We start from the raw sequence: 16,280 nt of genomic DNA, 5'->3' as shown, positions 1-16,280 counted from the left end.
AGAGGGAGAAAAGCATCAAGTCAGCGGCGCGTCGAAGCATGGCGGCCGGCGCTGGTATTCGCGTTGCGCGGCAACCCATACGGTCAAGCCGAAACTCATCGTGACGATCACCAACACGAGACCGCCGAGGGCGAAGCCGAGCGCGCCAAGCAGCCAGTAGCCACCCCAGTACACGGCCATCGCGCCGAGTGTCACCACGATGTCGACCAACGAACGGCCCAACGTGCCTTCCGGACCGATCAGGTGTACCGCCAGCGCGACCAGACTGGCCGGTGCCGCCACGATGGCGGCGTCGACCAGCATGCGTGCCGGCTCGGTCGCGTGCACCAGTACCACCCCCAGCGCGGTGTACGCCAGCGCGCTGAGCACGCTGATCGGCACCAGGATCAGCAGCGCGTCGATCAGCGTCTTCTGGTAATCCGCGCGGGTTTGCGGGGCCAGCGTCAGGTAGAGGTCGGCCAGGTTCGGTTGCATCCGGCGCATGCCGCGGCCCAGTTGGGGGAAGCGTGACAGGCACAGCAGGATGGCGTAGGCGCCGACGATCTCGGCGTTGAAGCGCTGGCGATGCATCACCGCAATGACGTAGAACGACACGATCACCGCCACCAGCAACAGGCGCAGCGCGATTGCCTGCGGATTGTCGTGTGGCAGCAGCAGGCGGCGCACCAACACTGCGCGCAATCGCCACGATGGCCGCTGCCGATAGCGGGCCAGTGCGGATTCCATCGCGCGTTGCGAGGTGCCGTCGAACCAGGCAGTGATGACCTTGGTCAGTTTGCCGCGGCGCGCCGGTCTGCCGTCCACGGGGCGCATGCGCGAGCGTCCGAGCTGGGTGTTCGACAGCGGCGAAACATCTGCCTCGCGATCCTCGATACGCAGCATCGATCGCAGCGTCAGCCGTACGAGCAGCACCGCCACGAGCAACAGCAGCGGTATCGTCAATGGCGATGCAGCGGCCGCGCGCGCGATTTGCGACGCCAGCCCGGGCTTCCAGCCGGCCAGCACGAAGACGCCCCAGATCATCAGGTTGATGTAACGCTCGGTGCCGGAGGCCAGTCCGATCGCCGCCAGCAACAGGATCAGCGTACCGGCCAGCCACACGTGTGGTGCGCCGAGCACAGCCGCAGCCAGGGTCGGCAGCAGCACCCATTGCGCCAGTTCCAGCGCGCCGCCCCAGGCCAAGTGGCGGCGGAAATCCGGCAGCAGGAAGCTTTCCGGTCGGCACAGACCGCGCAGGCACTGTCCGATCATCATGAACCACAGCCACGTGCCACCGCCGAACAGTATCGCGGCGCCCGAAGCGGCGGCATTGCCCATGGCCGGCATCAAGCCCAGCGCCACCGCGCCACCCAACCACATCAGCTGAACCAGCACCGCGATCAGCGTGGTCTGCCGGCACGGCTGCAGCCACAGTTGCCAGACCGCCTTCATGCCAGCTCCACGAACAGGTCTTCCAGCGTGGGCGTTTCGATGCGCAGCTCGGCGCCTTCGCGTTCGGCCAGCGCGTGCAGGCTTTCCACACTCGGATCTTCCACCAGTAATTGCGCCTCACCGCCTTTCACCGTGGCCTTGAGCAGGCCGGCGACTACCGGCGCTTCGGTCCAGCCGCCCGGACGGCTGAGTACCACGCGGCGCATCCGCTGGCGCAGTTCGGCCAGCGGGCGGGTGAACTGGATCGCGCCGTCGCGCAGCAAGGTGATGTCGGCCTCGGCGCGTTCCAGGTCGGCGGTGATGTGGGTGGAGAAGATCACCGTCTTGCCCGGTTGGCGCATCAGTTCCAGCAGCTCGCCCATGAAGGCGCGGCGCGCCTGCGGGTCGAGGCTGGCCACCGGTTCGTCCAGCACCAGCAAGTCGGGCTCGGGCGCGATCGCGCGCACGATCGCCAGCTTCTGCCGCTGGCCCTGCGACAGCTCGCCGATCTTCTGCTTCGGGTCGAGTTGCCAGTCGGCGAGCAGGCGGTCGGTCAGCGCGTGGTTCCAGTTCGCGTAGAACGCCGCGGTGAAGTCGAGGTAGGCGCGCACTTTCATCCACGGGAACAGGTCGAAAGTCTGCGGCACGAAACCGATGCGGTGCATGCGTTCGCCACCCGGCTCGGTCATCGGTTCGCCGAACAGTTCCACGTTGCCGCCATCGATCGGTGACAGACCGAGCAGACAGCGCAGCAGGGTGGTCTTGCCGGCGCCATTGCGGCCGAGCAGGCCGATCACGCGACCGGCCGGCACGTCCCAGTCGATGCCGCACAGCACCTCGCGCTTCTTGAAGGATTTGCGCAGCGCACGCACGCGAACCACCGGCGCGGTATCGGTCGATGGCGGTCGAGCGAGATCGGTGGCGAGTGTCGATTCCTGGTCAAGCACGGGCATCTCCGAATTCCCTTTGGCTGGAAGTCGCCAATGTGACGCCGGCGCCCGGTCGGCGTCCAGTCTTGCGCGTGCTGCATGTCCGGTGGACAGCCTCCGGCCCGAGTCGGAAGCGTGAACGCTGCCGGGACGGGGCATGTCGTCGACGGATACACTTGGCCGATGGCTGGCCCTTCCAACCTCGTCGAACTGCCCCTGTTCCCGCTGTCCAGCGTGCTGTATCCGGGCGGCCAGTTGCAGCTGCGCATCTTCGAACCGCGCTACCTGGACCTGGTGCGCGAATGCACGCGCAACGATTGCGGCTTTGGCGTGTGCCTGATCCTGGAAGGCCACGAGGTGGGCGCGCCGGCGGTTCCGGCTGCGGTGGGGACGTTGGCGCGGATTACCGATTTCCACCATGGTGCGGACGGCTTGCTCGGCATTTCCGCCGAAGGCAGCCGGCGCTTTCGCGTCAGCCGTACGCGGGTGCGCGCCGACGGCCAGTTGCGCGGCGACGTGGAATGGCTGCCGGAGGAACTGGCGCAGTTGGTGCCGGTGGAGTTTGCATTGTTGCAAACGATTCTTGAGCGGCTGATCGAGACGATGGCGCCGCAATGGAAGGATGCGCCGCGCGAGGCCTACGAAGACGCCAGCTGGCTGGGTTTCCGCCTGGCCGAGCTGCTGCCGTTGGCGGGGGACGAACAGCAGCGGATGCTGGAGCTGGTCGACCCCCTGCATCGCCTGGCCGAACTGCGCGATATCCTGCCGCGTTTCCAGAAAGCCTGAGCGCCACCGATCGCTTCGGGCTGCGCGCGTGGCGGTGGCCATCGTCCCGCGTAGACTGGGCGTTCATCCTCGGCGACGGAACCTGGCATGCAAACCCTGGCTGGCAAAACCCTGTTCATCACCGGTGCCTCGCGTGGCATCGGCCTGGCCATTGCGCTACGCGCGGCGCGTGATGGCGCCAACGTGGCGATTGCCGCCAAGAGCGGCGTGCCCAATCCGAAATTGCCAGGCACCATCCACACGGCGGCGGCCGAGGTCGAGGCCGCGGGCGGCAACGCGCTGGCGTTGAAGACGGATATCCGGGATGAGGAGCAGGTGCATGCCGCAGCGGCCCAGGCGGCGGAGCATTTCGGTGGCATCGACATCGTGGTGAACAATGCCAGCGCGATCTGGCTGGCCGGTACCGAAGACACGCCGATGAAGCGCTTCGACCTGATGCACCAGGTCAACACCCGCGGCACCTTCCTGGTCACCCAGGCTTGCTTGCCGTACCTGAAAAAAGCGGCCAATCCGCATGTGCTGATGCTTTCGCCGCCGCCGAACCTCGACCCGAAATGGTTTGCGCCGCACACCGCCTACACCATTGCCAAGTACGGCATGAGCCTGTGCGTGCTGGGCATGAGCGCCGAGTTCGCGCCGCTGTGCATCGCGGTGAATGCGTTGTGGCCGCGTACGGTGATCGCCACCGCGGCGATCGGGATGATCGACGGGGTAAAGCCCGAACATTGCCGGACCCCCGACATCGTGGCCGATGCCGCGCACGCCATCCTGACCCGCCCCGCCCGCGATTACACCGGTCATTTCGCCATCGACGACGAAGTGCTGCGCGAGGCCGGCGTCACCGACTTCGGGCATTACGCCGTGCAGGCGGGTTCCCGCCTGTTGCCGGACCTGTTCCTGGACTGATTCCGGCTGTTGCCCCCTTGCGTGAGGCGCTGGCATACGGAGGGAATGCGGGTGTATAAAGTGTGATGTACATCACACTTTTGACATGTTTGGAATGCATCGTCAAAGGCAAACCACCCTGTGCGGGGTGGGAGTTATGCCGGGATTCGCAGCCGTCCGGCGGTCTCGCCGGATGGATCGCGGAAACAGGGACAGGGGGCAAGCATGGCCAGCAAGACACCCCAACATTGCGTGGTGTGGTTCGGGCAGCCGTCGGCGGGAGAGGTCGATGGCGTGGCGCAGGCGGGTTGGCGCGTGCGGGTTACCGACGCGCAGGACGGCAACGGCATCGGCATGCGCCACGGCGACATCGTGGTAGCGATCGCCGATCTGCGACGATGCGATGCCGAAGTGTTGCCGGCCTTGCGCAACCTGGTTGCCGACCATCCCTGGCTGCCGTGGCTGTTGCTGATGACGGACGCCGATCAGGTGCAGGACCCGCTGGTGCAACCGGTGCTTTCGGCCTGTACGGCATCCTTCACCGCGCCGTTCGAGATGAAGCAGTTGTCGACGACGTTGCAGGCGATTCGCGACGGTCGCTGGGCCGTCATGATGCCCTGCGTGGCCGGCCTCACCGGGCACAGCCAGGCCATCCAGCTGGTGATGGCCAGCATCCTCAAGTACGCGCCGGTGGACCTGCCGGTGTTGATTACCGGCGAAACCGGGACCGGCAAGGAATTGGCCGCCTGCGCGCTGCATCAGCAGTCGTCGCGCCGCGAGCGACCGTTTGCGGCGATCAACTGCGGCGCCCTGCCGCTGAACCTGGTGCAGTCCGAGTTGTTCGGCCACGAGCGCGGTTCATTCACCGGCGCGAATGCGCGGCATGCCGGGCGCTTCGAGGCGGCGGCGGGTGGCACCGTGTTTCTCGATGAAGTCGGCGACCTGCCGGCGGAGGCGCAAACCAGCCTGCTGCGCCTGTTGCAGGAAGGGACGCTGGAGCGGGTCGGTTCCACCCAGCCGATCCGGCCCGACGTACGGGTGTTGGCGGCGACCCATGTGGATCTGGAAAAGGCGGTGGCGCAGGGCCGCTTTCGCGAAGACCTGTATTACCGGTTGAACGTGCTGCGCCTGCGCATGCCCGCCTTGCGCGAACGCGAGGATGACATGGAGTTGCTGGCACAGCAGTTCCTCGAAGGTTTCCGGGCACAGCATCGTTGCCTGGCGCGCGGCTTCAGCCGCTCGGCCTTGCAGGCGATGCGCGGGTTCGCGTGGCCCGGCAATGTGCGCGAGTTGCTCAATCGCGTGCAACGCGCCGCCGTGCTGGCCGAGGACGCACTGATCAGCGTGGCCGATCTCGATCTGTCCGCCACCGATCCGTCACCGCTTGCCGGGCTTGACCGGGCCCGGGTGGAGGTGGAGCGCGAGACGGTGGTGGCGTGCCTGCGCGCCAGCCGTTTCAACATCAGCGAGTGCGCGCGACGGTTGAAGGTGTCGCGCGTCACCGTGTACCGCTTGTGCAAGAAGCATCGCCTGGCGCTGGCGGAAATGCGCTAGGAGCGTGGGCGGCAGAAATCTTCCGGGCTGCAAAAGTGGCTGCGTGGTCCATATGTCCGTCGCTTCTTGGCCCATAGAACCACTATGGGCCGGCGAATCGTCGAAAATCTGTCCTCACACAGCCACTTTTTCGCCTCGAAAGTTTCTACCGCCCACGCTCCTGGTCGGCCATGCCGGATGATGGCCTGGCCATGTCTCACAAGGTGTAGGGAATCTTGAAGGTCAGGGTGAAGTTGGGCGCATCCGGTGTCAGGCCGATGCCCAGCATGGTGACCAGTGTCGTATGGCGACTGAGAGCGTACGTCACCCCCATGTTGAACGCAGCGGCATTGGCGTCACTGCCGGTCACCTTGGCCCAGCGACCCTTCGGCGCGCGCAACGAGGCCTTGGCGCTGAGCTTGTCGCTGAAAGAAAGGCTGAGGCTGGTGCGTTCGTTGAAGGCGAACGCCACGCCCGCGCCATACGTGTAGGCGTCGCCCAGTTTCACGCTGCCGGGGGTGGTGGTCTGCGGGTCGGTGTCGATGTCCGCGAAGCTGCGCGGGAACGCATGCGTGTAGGCCAGGTTGGCGAACACGATGGCCGGATCCATCGTCTTGACCACCGAGACGCCGAACGTGGCCTGCCACAGTCCGTTGCCGGTCGGCTGCCGTACCGGCACGGCGAATTTTCCATGGGTGGCATTGTCGCTGCCCGGGCCGCCGGGGGTACTCCAGTCGATGCCGTAGGGCGCGCGCCCGGTGGGCGCCACGACACCGAACGTCAATACCGTACCCGGGCGATGCGCCGTCTCGGTGAACAGCTCGTAGTTGGCGCTGAAGCTGACGTCGCCGATGCCCTTGCCATCGGTGGCTTCCTCCTGGGTGGCCGCGGCCGAACCACCGGCACCTCCCTGGAAATAGGCGGTTCGGCGCGCGAGGTAGGGCACATCCAGACTCAGCGTCATGCGCTGGCTGACGCCGTAGCGCGTGGTCAGGTCGTAGGTCAGCAGATCGGACTTCACGTCTTGCAGCGCGATATTGCCGAGGAAGATGGCATCCAGCGCCAGGAAGCCGTTGAGCGTGAGTTGCTTGCGGTCGTACCAGGCGTAGGTGAGGCCGTTTTCGATCGTCAGCTTGCGCGTGAAGACCGAGGTGTTCTGCTGCAGGGCATCCTGCAGGCTGCGCGTGGATGGACTTTGCCTGGCCTGTTGCTCGGCGGCGTGGCTACCGGCCTGTCCGTTTTCCGCGGCGGTTGCGTTGGCTTGTGGCTTGATGGTGTTTTGCGGCGGCGACGGGTTGGGTGTGGTCGATCCGGAAGCGGACGCCACGGCGGGTATCGGGATGGCTGCGGTTTTGCCGGCGATCCGTGCCTGCAGTGCCTGCACCTGCATGTCCAGTTCGCGCAGTTGGCGTACCTGCTGCGCGTAGCTTGCCTTCAGCGTTTGCAGTTCGCGATTGAGTGCCTGGACGTCGTTCCGGTCTTGCGCCGACGGTGTGGCCTGCGCGGCCTGGGTCTGCTGGGCCAGGGCGCAAGCGGGCATGCCGATGGACAAGCTGCAGGTCACCGTGGTGACCAGGAGTTTTCTTTGCATGATGATGGTTCCCCTGTTGCGGAAGAATCGCCGGGCGGTGCGATCCTCAGCGGTTGCCGATGCCTCGGGTGAGTCCGAGGGCTTGCGTCACGCCTTGCATGAGCTGGAGGTTGCCGGCTGTCGTCTGGCGGATCAGTTCGATCTGCATGGTGTTGCTCACCCACTGGTTGTCGGAGGTGAGCTGCACGCTCTGGCCGAGGCTGCCGGGCTGTATCCATTGCCGCAGGCTGCCTTGACCGGGAATGTCGAGCAGCACCTGCGCCACGCCGTTGGCGTAGCCGGCACTGACGGTGGCGCCATCGGCGCTCGTGCCGAGCGGGATACCGCTGCCGGAACTGCCGCCTGGCGGCGTGCCGCCGTCGCGGATGACCAGGCTGGTCAGGTTGCTGGCAAGGTTGCCGTCGCCGGCTACCTGCACGCTTTGCACCATACCCCCGATATTGGCCAGGCCTTGGTTGCTTGCGCTGCGGTTCGGGTCGTTGGGCGAGCCCGCGGGTAGTGCTTGGGCGGCCGTGATGCTTACCGTGGGGGTGAAACTGACTTGCGGTTGGTCATGCCTGAAATCCATGCCCAGCGTGAGCGTGCCCTGCAATAGCTGGCCGGTGCTGCTGCGCCAGGTGGAGATCATGCTTACGCCGAACCACGCCACCGCATTGTTGCCGATGGTGTAGCGGCCGCGCATGGCGCCGAGGTCGGTGTCGGAGACTTCCTGCAAACTGCGGTGGCCGTGGGTATCGGCGGCAAACGCCGGGGCACCCCAGTGGAGCAAGCCCACGCCGATCATCGTCACAAGAAAATGCTTGCCGTTCATGGCGGGCGTCCTCAGAAAAGATCGGCTTGGGTGAAGCCGAAGTCGAGCAGTTCGGCATTGGTGACCGGTCCCTGGCGAGCGAACAAGGCGCGCGCACTGGGCTTGTCCAGTGGACGCAACAACACGGTGTTGCGGTCGAAATCGCTGCCGATCACCACGAACACGACGCGGGATGGCCAGCTCTTGATGAAATCGGCGAGCGGCACGCTGCGATTGCCGAGCATGGGGTCGGCCAGTTCCGCGCTTCCGTCGCGCACCTGCTTCAGCACCACGAAATGGGTGAAGCCGTTGACGTTCATCAGCACAAGCGCCGGGATGCGCAGCGTACGCAAACGCGCCTCGTCGACGCGATAACCGTGGCCGCGCATGCCAAGCGCTTCCACGTAATGCTTGATGTCGAGCATCGAAAAGCCGCGTTGCCTGACGATCGCGGGGTTGGCCACGCCCATCATGCCCTGGATCACCGTGGTCTCATCCACGTTGAGGTCGTAGGCATAGCGCAGGATGGTGGCGAGTGCCGCGGCGCCACAGCTGTAGTCGGTGTGCTGGCGCACCATGTAGCGATAGCGCGATTCCTGCATGCTCTCGACATGGCTGATATACGGGGCGCCGTTGGGCAGCACGCCATCGAAGCGCACGTTTCCGGCACGTACACCGGCACTGCAGGCAAGGCCAAGGCCCAGCAGGGCAAGGAGTGGTTCGAGGTGTCGCATCACGGACATCCTGGTGCAAGGGAAGACCCCCGGCCCGCAGGGGCCGGGCCGGGGGCTCCACAGGTGCCCCGGCAAAGGAGTGCCGGGATACCGCCCTCGTTGCCGCGTTCGGCGGCGTTGATCCTTATTGGCCCGCGACGGCCATCGACAGGGTGTTGGCCTGCATGTTGCCGGTGCCGGCCGCCACGTTCACGCCGATGTTGCCGCTGGCATTGGCGAAGGCACTGCCTGACAGGCTGGCCGTGTTCGTGGTGCTCTGCTCGTCGCAGTAGTTCAGGCCGCCGGCTTCGTTGGCAGTGAAATTGCCGAGCGAATGCTGGTCGGTCGATGCGGTAGCCGTGGCGTACACGTTGTTCAGCGTGGTCGATGCCGCAAGGCCGTTCAACTGCTGGTTGTCATCGCCGGATGCCACGTTGACGCCGATGTTGCCCGAGGCTCCCTTGAAGGCGTTGCCGCCGACATGCGAGCTGTTGGTGGTGCCCGCGTTGCCGCTCATGTCGAAGGCGGCCGCCTGGTCGGCAAACGCTTCGGCATCAGCCATGCCGCCGGAGTTGGCGGACGGATCGCCACCGTTGTTGCAGTCGTGGCTGGTGCAGTTCTGGGTCGAGAGCGTGCTGGTACCTGCCCCCGCCCCGGCCGCGGCAATCGCGGCGGAGTTGGCCTGGGCGTTGTTGTCGCCGGATGCGACGTTCGCGCCGATGTTGCCGGAACTCTTGCTGCCCACCTTGCCATTGATCGTGCTGGTGTTGCTGGTGGCATCCTGGTTCAGCACCGCGTTGCCGACGCTGGATTGCGAGCCTTCCTCGATCGCCACGGCCGCTGCGTTGATGTTCAATGCACCGCTCAGCTTGGGATCGCCACTGATGCTCACGTCCGAGCCCAGCGAGACATGCTTGCTGATCGTCACGCTGTTGCTGTGCGAATTGCCCTTGCCGTGGTCGTCGTTGTGCGCATACACCGCAGAGGTGCCGAACAGGGCGGTAACTGCCAGAGCCATCAGGGTCCGTTTCATGTTTGCGTTCATGGTGTTTCCTCAGTTCATGTTTTGACTAGCGACTGCGCTCAACGCGGGGCGGACGTGGCCGAGAGCAACAAGCTGTTGCTGGTGGCGTTGCCCGATCCCGCGATCTGGTTGAGTTGCAGCAAACCCCGAAATCCATGCATGGCGGACGATTCGACCGCGACGCTGCGCGACCCTTTCGGCGACGTGCTGCCTGGATTGGCGGGGGGCTGCCCCCCTGCAGACGCAGAGACGGATGCGGACAGGGAACTGTCCGTCGCCTCGCGTATGCCCGGTGATGCCAGCGCGGTGCTGACGGCGTTGAATTCGGCGTTGCCGTTGCCGCTGGCTTGATTGATGGAAACGATGCCGCGCCCGTTTTCGAACGCGTGATCGCCGATGCGTGCGCTGGCATCCAGTGGTGCGGCGGTCACGTCGCCACGTTGCAACTGTCGCACCCGGATCATCGTCTGTGCCGTGGCGCCCACGGCGAACGCACGCAGATTGGATTGCTGGTTGAGCGTGCCGGCCGACAGGTTGATGGCCGTGGCCCCGCTCACGCCCTGGAAGGCTTGTCCGCCGATGCGGCTGTTGTCGAGATAGCCGAGCATCGACGCATAGCTGGCGCCATCGGCTTTGCCGTCGTCGCCGGCGTAAGCCACGCTGCAGGTCAGCAGCAACAGCAGTGCGAGCATTGCGAAGGTGCGGTGCGCGTGCATCGTCCGCAACCTCAATGCCCGATGCCGGCTGCGGCGGTCGACAGCGGCAATTGCGACAGTGCGCTGGTGACTTGCTCGCCGATGCCCCGGGTGGCGGGGCCGATCGACCCGGTCGAACCGTCGACCACATTGCTCACGCCGTTGCGGGCCACCATGCCGCTATTGCCACTGGCCGAATGGCCGAGGTTCGTGCCAAGTGCCCGATCAAGCACGCGACCGATCGCCGTGTTGCCTTGTCGCGGCGTGGCGCCGAGGTTGGCGACATCCGCGTCGGAGAGTTCGCCCTGGCCGAGTCCGAGCGAGTTGTCGATCTGCTGGCGTGGGGACGGATTGACGATAAGGGCCATACCTGGCGACAGCGGTTGCCGATAGGCCGGGCGCGTCGCCACGTCGCGCAACAGCACAATCTCGCCAGGCTTGGCCTTCACGCCGGCACGTGCGCCGAGATCGTCGCCGGCAAATGCCATGGCGGAAGGCAGCAGGGCGATGGCCAGTGCGATCAACCGCCCGGGGAAACGGCCCGTACCGATGTTCAACTGATGGCGAGTGCGAAATTCCATGGAGCGTTCCTCAATCCCTGGACCTGACTCAGCAATCGACGTGCCAACGAGAGCAAATGGGGCAGGACAAGGGTTTGCGGGCCGTTGTTGCGTTGTTGTCCCGGGCGTGGCGCGTTGCGCGGTGTTACATCCGCGGCGACGAAGCTTGCCGACATGGCGGTTGGAGCCTTGTGGTTGCGCGGGCTGCCCGGGGGTGTAACGGTGCTGATACACCCGGTGTGCCATGCAACAGGTGTTGCGGTGGAATCTGGTGTTTCGACGGGGGGCTGGCTAGGATGCGCAACACTCGCTGATTCACGTTTTCCCATGGCATGGCCGTTGCGGTGATGCCCGGAGCACACCATGCATTCGCAGGATTCGTCCGTGTCATCCCTCACCGCCCTCGGCAAGCGCTACTGGCTGCCGGTGTACAAGCCGCGCGAGCTGGTGCTCGACCATGGCAAGGGTGCGCGCGTGTGGGATACCGACGGCCGCGACTACATCGACTTCGGCGCCGGCATCGCGGTGAATGCACTGGGCCACCAGGACCCGGACCTGCTGGAAGCGTTGACCGCCCAGGCGGGCAAGCTGTGGCACGCGAGCAACGTGTTCTACACCGAGCCGCCGCTGCGCCTGGCCGAGGAGCTGGTGAATGCGTCGGATTTCGCCGAGCGCGTGTTCCTGTGCAATTCCGGTGGCGAGGCGAACGAGGCGGCGATCAAGCTGGTGCGCAAGTGGGCCGCAGCGCAGGGGCGGCCGCCGGAGCGGCGGGTCATCGTCACCTTCAAGGGCTCGTTCCACGGACGCACGCTGGCCACCGTCACAGCTACCGCGCAACCCAAGTATCAGGCTGGCTACGAGCCACTGCCCGAAGGTTTCCGCTATCTCGCATTCAATGACGCCGAGGCGCTGGAAGCGGCCTTTGCCGCAGGCGATGTCGCCGCGGTAATGCTGGAGCCGGTGCAGGGCGAAGGCGGCGTGGTGCCGACGGCACCCGGTTTCCTCAAGCGCGTGCGCGAATTGTGCGATGCGCATGAGGCCTTGCTGGTGCTGGACGAGATTCAGTGCGGCATGGGTCGCACCGGCGCGCTGTTCGCGCACAGCCACGATCATGTGAAGCCGGATATCGTGACCCTGGCCAAGGCGCTGGGTTGCGGTTTCCCGATCGGCGCGATGCTGGCCGGTCCGAAGGTGGCCGAGGTGATGCAGTACGGCGCGCACGGCACCACTTTTGGTGGCAACCCGATGGCCGCAGCGGTGGCGCGGGTGGCGCTGCGCAAGCTGGCGTCATCCGAAGTGCTGATGAACGTGGAGCGGCAGGCGAACGACTTGCGCGAGGGACTTGCCCGGATCAACCACGATCTGCACCTGTTCGACGAGGTGCGCGGGCGCGGCCTGATGATCGGTGCCGTGTTGGCCGCGGCGTACAAGGGCAGGGCCGGCGAGATTCTCGATCACGCCGCCGCCCACGGCCTGCTGCTGCTGCAGGCTGGCCCGGACGTGCTGCGTTTCGTGCCGCCGCTGACGATCGGTGACGAGGAAATCGCCGAAGGCCTCAAGCGCCTGCGTGCGGCATTGACCGCTTTCGTCGCGGCGTAAGCGCGGCGGGCTGCCTGCTCGGCGAGATTGCAGCGGGAGCCCGTCGGCTGATCGCCGATGGCGACACGCTGGCCGGGGTGTCGCGTCAGCGCTTGCAGGGTTGATGTTCGGCGGGGTTGGTATCATGGCAGCCCCCATCGAAGTCACCGGTGAATCCCCATGAAATATCTGCACAGCATGGTGCGCGTGCGCGATCTCGACGCCTCGTTGCGTTTCTATTGCGAGGGCCTGGGCCTGCGCGAAGTGCGCCGCAAGGAGGTGCCCGAAGGCAAGTTCACGCTGATCTTCCTTGCCGCGGATGAAAGCCCCGAGGCGGAAGTCGAACTGACCTGGAACTGGGGTTCGACCGAGGATTACGGCAGCGCGCGCAATTTTGGCCACCTGGCATTTCGGGTGGAGGACATCTACGCCACCTGCGCGCGCCTGCAGTCGATGGGCTACACCATCCACCGGCCGCCGCGTGACGGCCACATGGCTTTCGTGCGCTCTCCCGACCTGGTCTCGGTCGAACTGCTGCAGGACGGCCATCTGCCACCGCAGGAACCGTGGGCCTCGATGCCGAATACCGGCAACTGGTAAGCGTTGCGGCGAGCGCCACCCATGTCGGGTGACGCTCGCCGCGGATCAGCCTTTCGCCTCGCGCAGCGCTTCGCGTGCGGCCTGCAAGGTATCGGCGATGTCCTGGTCGGAGTGGGCGCTGGACATGAAGCCAGCCTCGAAGGCGCTGGGTGCCAGATACACGCCGCGCTTCAGCATGCCATGGAAGAAACGGTTGAACAGCGCCGTGTCGCAGGCGGTCGCCTGCGCGAAGCTTTCCACTTTCTGCGCGCTGAAGAACAGGCCGAACATGCCGCCGACACGGTTGGTGCTGAACGGCACGCCCTCGCCGTCGGCGACCGACTGGAAGCCATCGGCAAGCAGTCGCGTACGCGCGGCCAGCGTGTCGTGGAAACCCGGCGCCTGGATCAGCTCCAGCATCGCCAGTCCCGCGGCCATCGCTACCGGATTGCCGCTGAGCGTGCCGGCCTGGTAGATGGGGCCGGCCGGGGCGATCTGTTCCATCAGGTCGCGCCGACCACCGTAAGCACCCACCGGCATGCCGCCGCCGATGATCTTGCCGAAGGTGGTGAGGTCGGGCGTGACGCCGTACAGCGCCTGCGCCCCGCCCAGTGCCACGCGGAAGCCGGTCATCACCTCGTCGAAGATCAGCAAGGCGCCGTATTGCGTGCACAGGGTGCGCAGGCCTTGCAGGTAACCGTCCTTCGGCGGAATGCAGTTCATGTTGCCGGCAACCGGCTCGATGATCAGGCCGGCAATGTCTTGGCCGTGTTCGGCGAACAGGGCTTTGGCGGCGTCTAGGTCGTTGTAGGGCAGGGTGAGGGTGAGGTCGGCATTCGCCTTGGGCACGCCTGGCGAGGTGGGTACGCCGAAGGTGAGCGCACCGGAGCCGGCTTTCACCAGGAAGCTGTCGCCGTGGCCGTGGTAGCAGCCCTCGAACTTCACGATCCGCGCGCGGCCGGTGGCGCCGCGGGCAAGCCGGATCGCCGACATGGTGGCCTCGGTGCCCGAGTTCACCATGCGCACCATTTCCATCGACGGCACCAGTCGGGTGATGGTTTCGGCCATCGTCACCTCGGCCGCGCACGGCGTGCCGAACGACAGGCCGTTCCTGATCGCCCGCTCCACCGCTTCGCGCACGGCCGGGTGGTTGTGGCCGACGATCATCGGTCCCCATGAACCCACGTAGTCGATGTAGCGTGTGCCTTCCACGTCCCACAGATAGGCGCCGTCGGCGCGTGCGGTGAAGAACGGTTCGCCGCCGACCGACTTGAACGCGCGTACCGGCGAGTTCACGCCGCCGGGCATCAGGGGTAGGGCGCGCTGGAAGAGTTCGTGGTTGGTGCTCATCGGGGATCTCGATCAGATGGGTAGAAATGGGCAAAGCGTTGCGCGGCGGCGCGGACATCGGGCGCACGGAAGACCGCCGAAATCACGGCCAGGAAATCCGCGCCGGCGCTAACCAGCGAGGGGGCATTGTCCGGCGTGATTCCGCCGATCGCCACCCGCGGCACGCCAAACGTGGCGCTCTGTCGCAGCAGCTCGGGCGTGGCGCGTGGGGCATGGGGCTTGGTCGGGGACGGAAAGAACGCACCGAACGCGATGTAGTCGGCGCCGGCGGCAACCGCCGCGCGGGCACGATCGATGGAGTCATAGCAGGAGACGCCGATGATGGCCTGGCTGCCCAGTGCAGCGCGGGCAGCAGCCAGCTCGCCGTCTTCCCTGCCCAGATGCACGCCATCGGCGTGAATGGCCTGGGCCAGCGCGACATCGTCGTTCACGATCAACGCCGTGCCACAGCTACGGCAAAGCCGCTGCAGGGCGCTTGCTTCGGCGCGGCGCCGGGCATGGTCCGTGGTCTTGTCGCGGTATTGCAGCAGGCGCGCACCGCCGGCAAGCGCTTGGGTGACGACATCGAGCAAGTCGTCACGCGGACCGTCGGTGATGGCATACAAGCCGCGAGTGGCAAATGGGGTCATGCTGCGGAAGATGGGGTGTGGAGGCTTTCGCCGAAAGGGATGAGTTGCGAGAATGGCGCATTCACACCGATCAAGCGACACTGCTAATGAGTCCGAGCACCACCGATACCACCCTGCGCAAATGGATGTGCGTGGTTTGCGGCTACATCTATGACGAGGCGCTGGGCGTGCCCGAGGAAGACATTGCACCAGGTACGCGCTGGGAAGACGTGCCTGACACCTGGACATGCCCGGATTGTGGCGCGACCAAGGAAGATTTCGAGATGGTCGAAATCGACTGAATGCCCCCGGCATGCCCGCAAACGGCCCGATTCCATCAGCGTGGTGGCCGGGCCGTTTGCTTTGATGCTACCGAGTTCCGCCAACGGCACGAGGAGGCATCATGCAGCAGTTCATTCCCTTCGAGGACGACTGGGACGCGCTGGACAAGCTGGATCTGTCGGCGCTGATCCCCTTCCATATCGAGCTGGCTGACGCGCAGAAGCCACTCCCGGCCGCCGCGCCGGTTCAGCGCACTGCGCCGAGGTCGGCGTCGATCGCCAGCACGTCGCCCACCCGCGCACCCATGTGCCTCGCTTCGCCCGCGGCCAACTCCAGTACATAACGAGCCGGCATGTCACTGGGATAGGTGGCACACGGGTCAGCCTTGCACGGCGGCACATCCAGCTGCATCGACACCAGCTTGCGGTGGCCGTCGAAATAGAGGATGTCGAGCGGGATCAGCGTGTTCTTCATCCAGAACCAGCGCGGCTGCGTGTCGGGAAACACGAACAGCATGCCGTGGTCCGGTGCAAGCCGGGTGCGCCCCATCAGACCATGCTCGCGGCTGGCCGCATTCGTGGCCAACTCCACCGTGATGCGGGTGTCGTGCAGGGTGGCAGATGCCGTGGGCGCATCTGGCTGCTTCGCATGTGCGCAGGCGCATGCCGCCATCGCAAGTAGCAGGGAAAGCATCGGTCGCTTCGACATGATGGGTGTCCGACAGCTGATGATCGCTCGAGTGTAGCGCCGGGCCCTCGCGGCAAGACCGCGACTCTTCCAGCCCGCGTCATGCCGGTGCGTCTCACGGCGTCCTGACCGTGGCGGGCGAGCGACACGGTTGTTGCGGAAGAGACGAAGCGAGCATGCTCAATGACTTGCGTGGAAGAAGAAAAAAACTTCACGAAAGTGCTTGCCAAAAAGCGGGGTGGTGCCTAGTATTCGCCCCCCGCCGCTGGAGATCTTCAGC

Annotated in this window: 17 protein-coding genes; 6 read left to right on the top strand and 11 right to left on the bottom strand. The window is 65.7% G+C overall.

Translation table 11 applies throughout. The features are described from left to right. Positions 1-15: 15 nt before the first annotated feature. Positions 16-1,431: a hypothetical protein gene (locus BMY90_RS02430; protein ID WP_008210077.1), complete on the bottom strand. Its 1,416-nt coding sequence runs from the start codon at positions 1,429-1,431 to the stop codon at positions 16-18. Then, entirely contained in the window at positions 1,428-2,363 is a 936-nt protein-coding gene (locus BMY90_RS02425) for an ABC transporter ATP-binding protein (RefSeq protein ID WP_092701128.1), read from the bottom strand. The genes BMY90_RS02430 and BMY90_RS02425 overlap by 4 nt, the downstream gene beginning before the upstream one ends. 159 nt (positions 2,364-2,522) lie before the next feature. Between BMY90_RS02425 and BMY90_RS02420 the strand changes: the two genes are divergently transcribed. From BMY90_RS02420 to BMY90_RS02410, 3 genes are all read left to right on the top strand, one after another. Next, the gene (locus BMY90_RS02420; RefSeq protein WP_092701125.1) at positions 2,523-3,125 is read left to right on the top strand and encodes an LON peptidase substrate-binding domain-containing protein; all 603 of its coding nucleotides are present in this window, start codon (positions 2,523-2,525) and stop codon (positions 3,123-3,125) included. 87 nt (positions 3,126-3,212) lie between these two features. Further along, positions 3,213-4,031 (top strand): SDR family oxidoreductase, encoded by an 819-nt coding sequence (locus tag BMY90_RS02415; RefSeq protein ID WP_092701122.1) that lies wholly within the window; start codon positions 3,213-3,215, stop codon positions 4,029-4,031. Positions 4,032-4,235: 204 nt separating this feature from the next. Then, positions 4,236-5,564 carry a sigma-54 dependent transcriptional regulator gene (locus tag BMY90_RS02410; protein ID WP_092701119.1) on the top strand — a complete coding sequence of 443 codons (1,329 nt, stop codon included), beginning with the start codon at positions 4,236-4,238 and terminating at the stop codon, positions 5,562-5,564. 196 nt (positions 5,565-5,760) lie between these two features. On the opposite strand, the gene BMY90_RS02405 is transcribed toward BMY90_RS02410, so the two are convergent. The 6 genes from BMY90_RS02405 to BMY90_RS02380 form a co-directional block, all read right to left on the bottom strand. Then, positions 5,761-7,134: a transporter gene (locus tag BMY90_RS02405; protein WP_245734824.1), complete on the bottom strand. Its 1,374-nt coding sequence runs from the start codon at positions 7,132-7,134 to the stop codon at positions 5,761-5,763. 46 nt (positions 7,135-7,180) lie between these two features. After that, a complete protein-coding gene (locus BMY90_RS02400; RefSeq protein WP_245734822.1) occupies positions 7,181-7,945 on the bottom strand; it encodes a hypothetical protein in 765 nt (254 codons plus the stop codon). A gap of 11 nt (positions 7,946-7,956) precedes the next feature. Continuing rightward, positions 7,957-8,658, bottom strand: a complete 702-nt coding sequence (locus BMY90_RS02395) for a C39 family peptidase (protein WP_008210516.1) — start codon at positions 8,656-8,658, stop codon at positions 7,957-7,959. Positions 8,659-8,782: 124 nt separating this feature from the next. Continuing rightward, on the bottom strand, positions 8,783-9,670 hold the full coding sequence (locus tag BMY90_RS02390) for a serine-rich family protein (RefSeq protein WP_139201668.1): 888 nt from the start codon (positions 9,668-9,670) through the stop codon (positions 8,783-8,785). Positions 9,671-9,720: 50 nt separating this feature from the next. After that, positions 9,721-10,377: a hypothetical protein gene (locus BMY90_RS02385; RefSeq protein ID WP_008210511.1), complete on the bottom strand. Its 657-nt coding sequence runs from the start codon at positions 10,375-10,377 to the stop codon at positions 9,721-9,723. 11 nt (positions 10,378-10,388) lie between these two features. Next, positions 10,389-10,937, bottom strand: a complete 549-nt coding sequence (locus BMY90_RS02380) for a hypothetical protein (RefSeq protein ID WP_008210510.1) — start codon at positions 10,935-10,937, stop codon at positions 10,389-10,391. Positions 10,938-11,279: 342 nt separating this feature from the next. On the opposite strand from BMY90_RS02380, the gene BMY90_RS02375 reads away from it, so the two are divergent. Together BMY90_RS02375 and BMY90_RS02370 are read left to right on the top strand one after the other, a co-directional pair. Continuing rightward, positions 11,280-12,515 (top strand): acetylornithine/succinylornithine family transaminase, encoded by a 1,236-nt coding sequence (locus BMY90_RS02375; RefSeq protein WP_092701113.1) that lies wholly within the window; start codon positions 11,280-11,282, stop codon positions 12,513-12,515. A gap of 159 nt (positions 12,516-12,674) precedes the next feature. After that, a complete protein-coding gene (locus tag BMY90_RS02370; RefSeq protein WP_092701110.1) occupies positions 12,675-13,094 on the top strand; it encodes a VOC family protein in 420 nt (139 codons plus the stop codon). A 45-nt stretch (positions 13,095-13,139) separates the two neighbouring features. Here the strand turns inward: BMY90_RS02370 and hemL are convergent, their stop codons facing one another. Both hemL and thiE read right to left on the bottom strand, forming a co-directional pair. Further along, on the bottom strand, positions 13,140-14,423 hold the full coding sequence (hemL, locus tag BMY90_RS02365) for a glutamate-1-semialdehyde 2,1-aminomutase (RefSeq protein ID WP_092701107.1): 1,284 nt from the start codon (positions 14,421-14,423) through the stop codon (positions 13,140-13,142). Continuing rightward, the gene (thiE, locus tag BMY90_RS02360; protein WP_092701104.1) at positions 14,420-15,052 is read right to left on the bottom strand and encodes a thiamine phosphate synthase; all 633 of its coding nucleotides are present in this window, start codon (positions 15,050-15,052) and stop codon (positions 14,420-14,422) included. The genes hemL and thiE overlap by 4 nt, the downstream gene beginning before the upstream one ends. 86 nt (positions 15,053-15,138) lie before the next feature. Between thiE and BMY90_RS02355 the strand changes: the two genes are divergently transcribed. After that, positions 15,139-15,333: a rubredoxin gene (locus tag BMY90_RS02355; protein WP_037099400.1), complete on the top strand. Its 195-nt coding sequence runs from the start codon at positions 15,139-15,141 to the stop codon at positions 15,331-15,333. Positions 15,334-15,559: 226 nt separating this feature from the next. Here the strand turns inward: BMY90_RS02355 and BMY90_RS02350 are convergent, their stop codons facing one another. Then, on the bottom strand, positions 15,560-16,021 hold the full coding sequence (locus BMY90_RS02350; RefSeq protein WP_092701101.1) for a DUF192 domain-containing protein: 462 nt from the start codon (positions 16,019-16,021) through the stop codon (positions 15,560-15,562). Between the last annotated feature and the right edge of the window lie 259 nt (positions 16,022-16,280).

It is taken from the genome of Rhodanobacter glycinis (assembly GCF_900114325.1).
GTDB classification, from domain to species: domain Bacteria; phylum Pseudomonadota; class Gammaproteobacteria; order Xanthomonadales; family Rhodanobacteraceae; genus Rhodanobacter_A; species Rhodanobacter_A glycinis.
The sequence above is the reverse complement of the archived record's forward strand: the minus strand, read 5'-3'. Positions and strand labels throughout refer to the sequence as shown.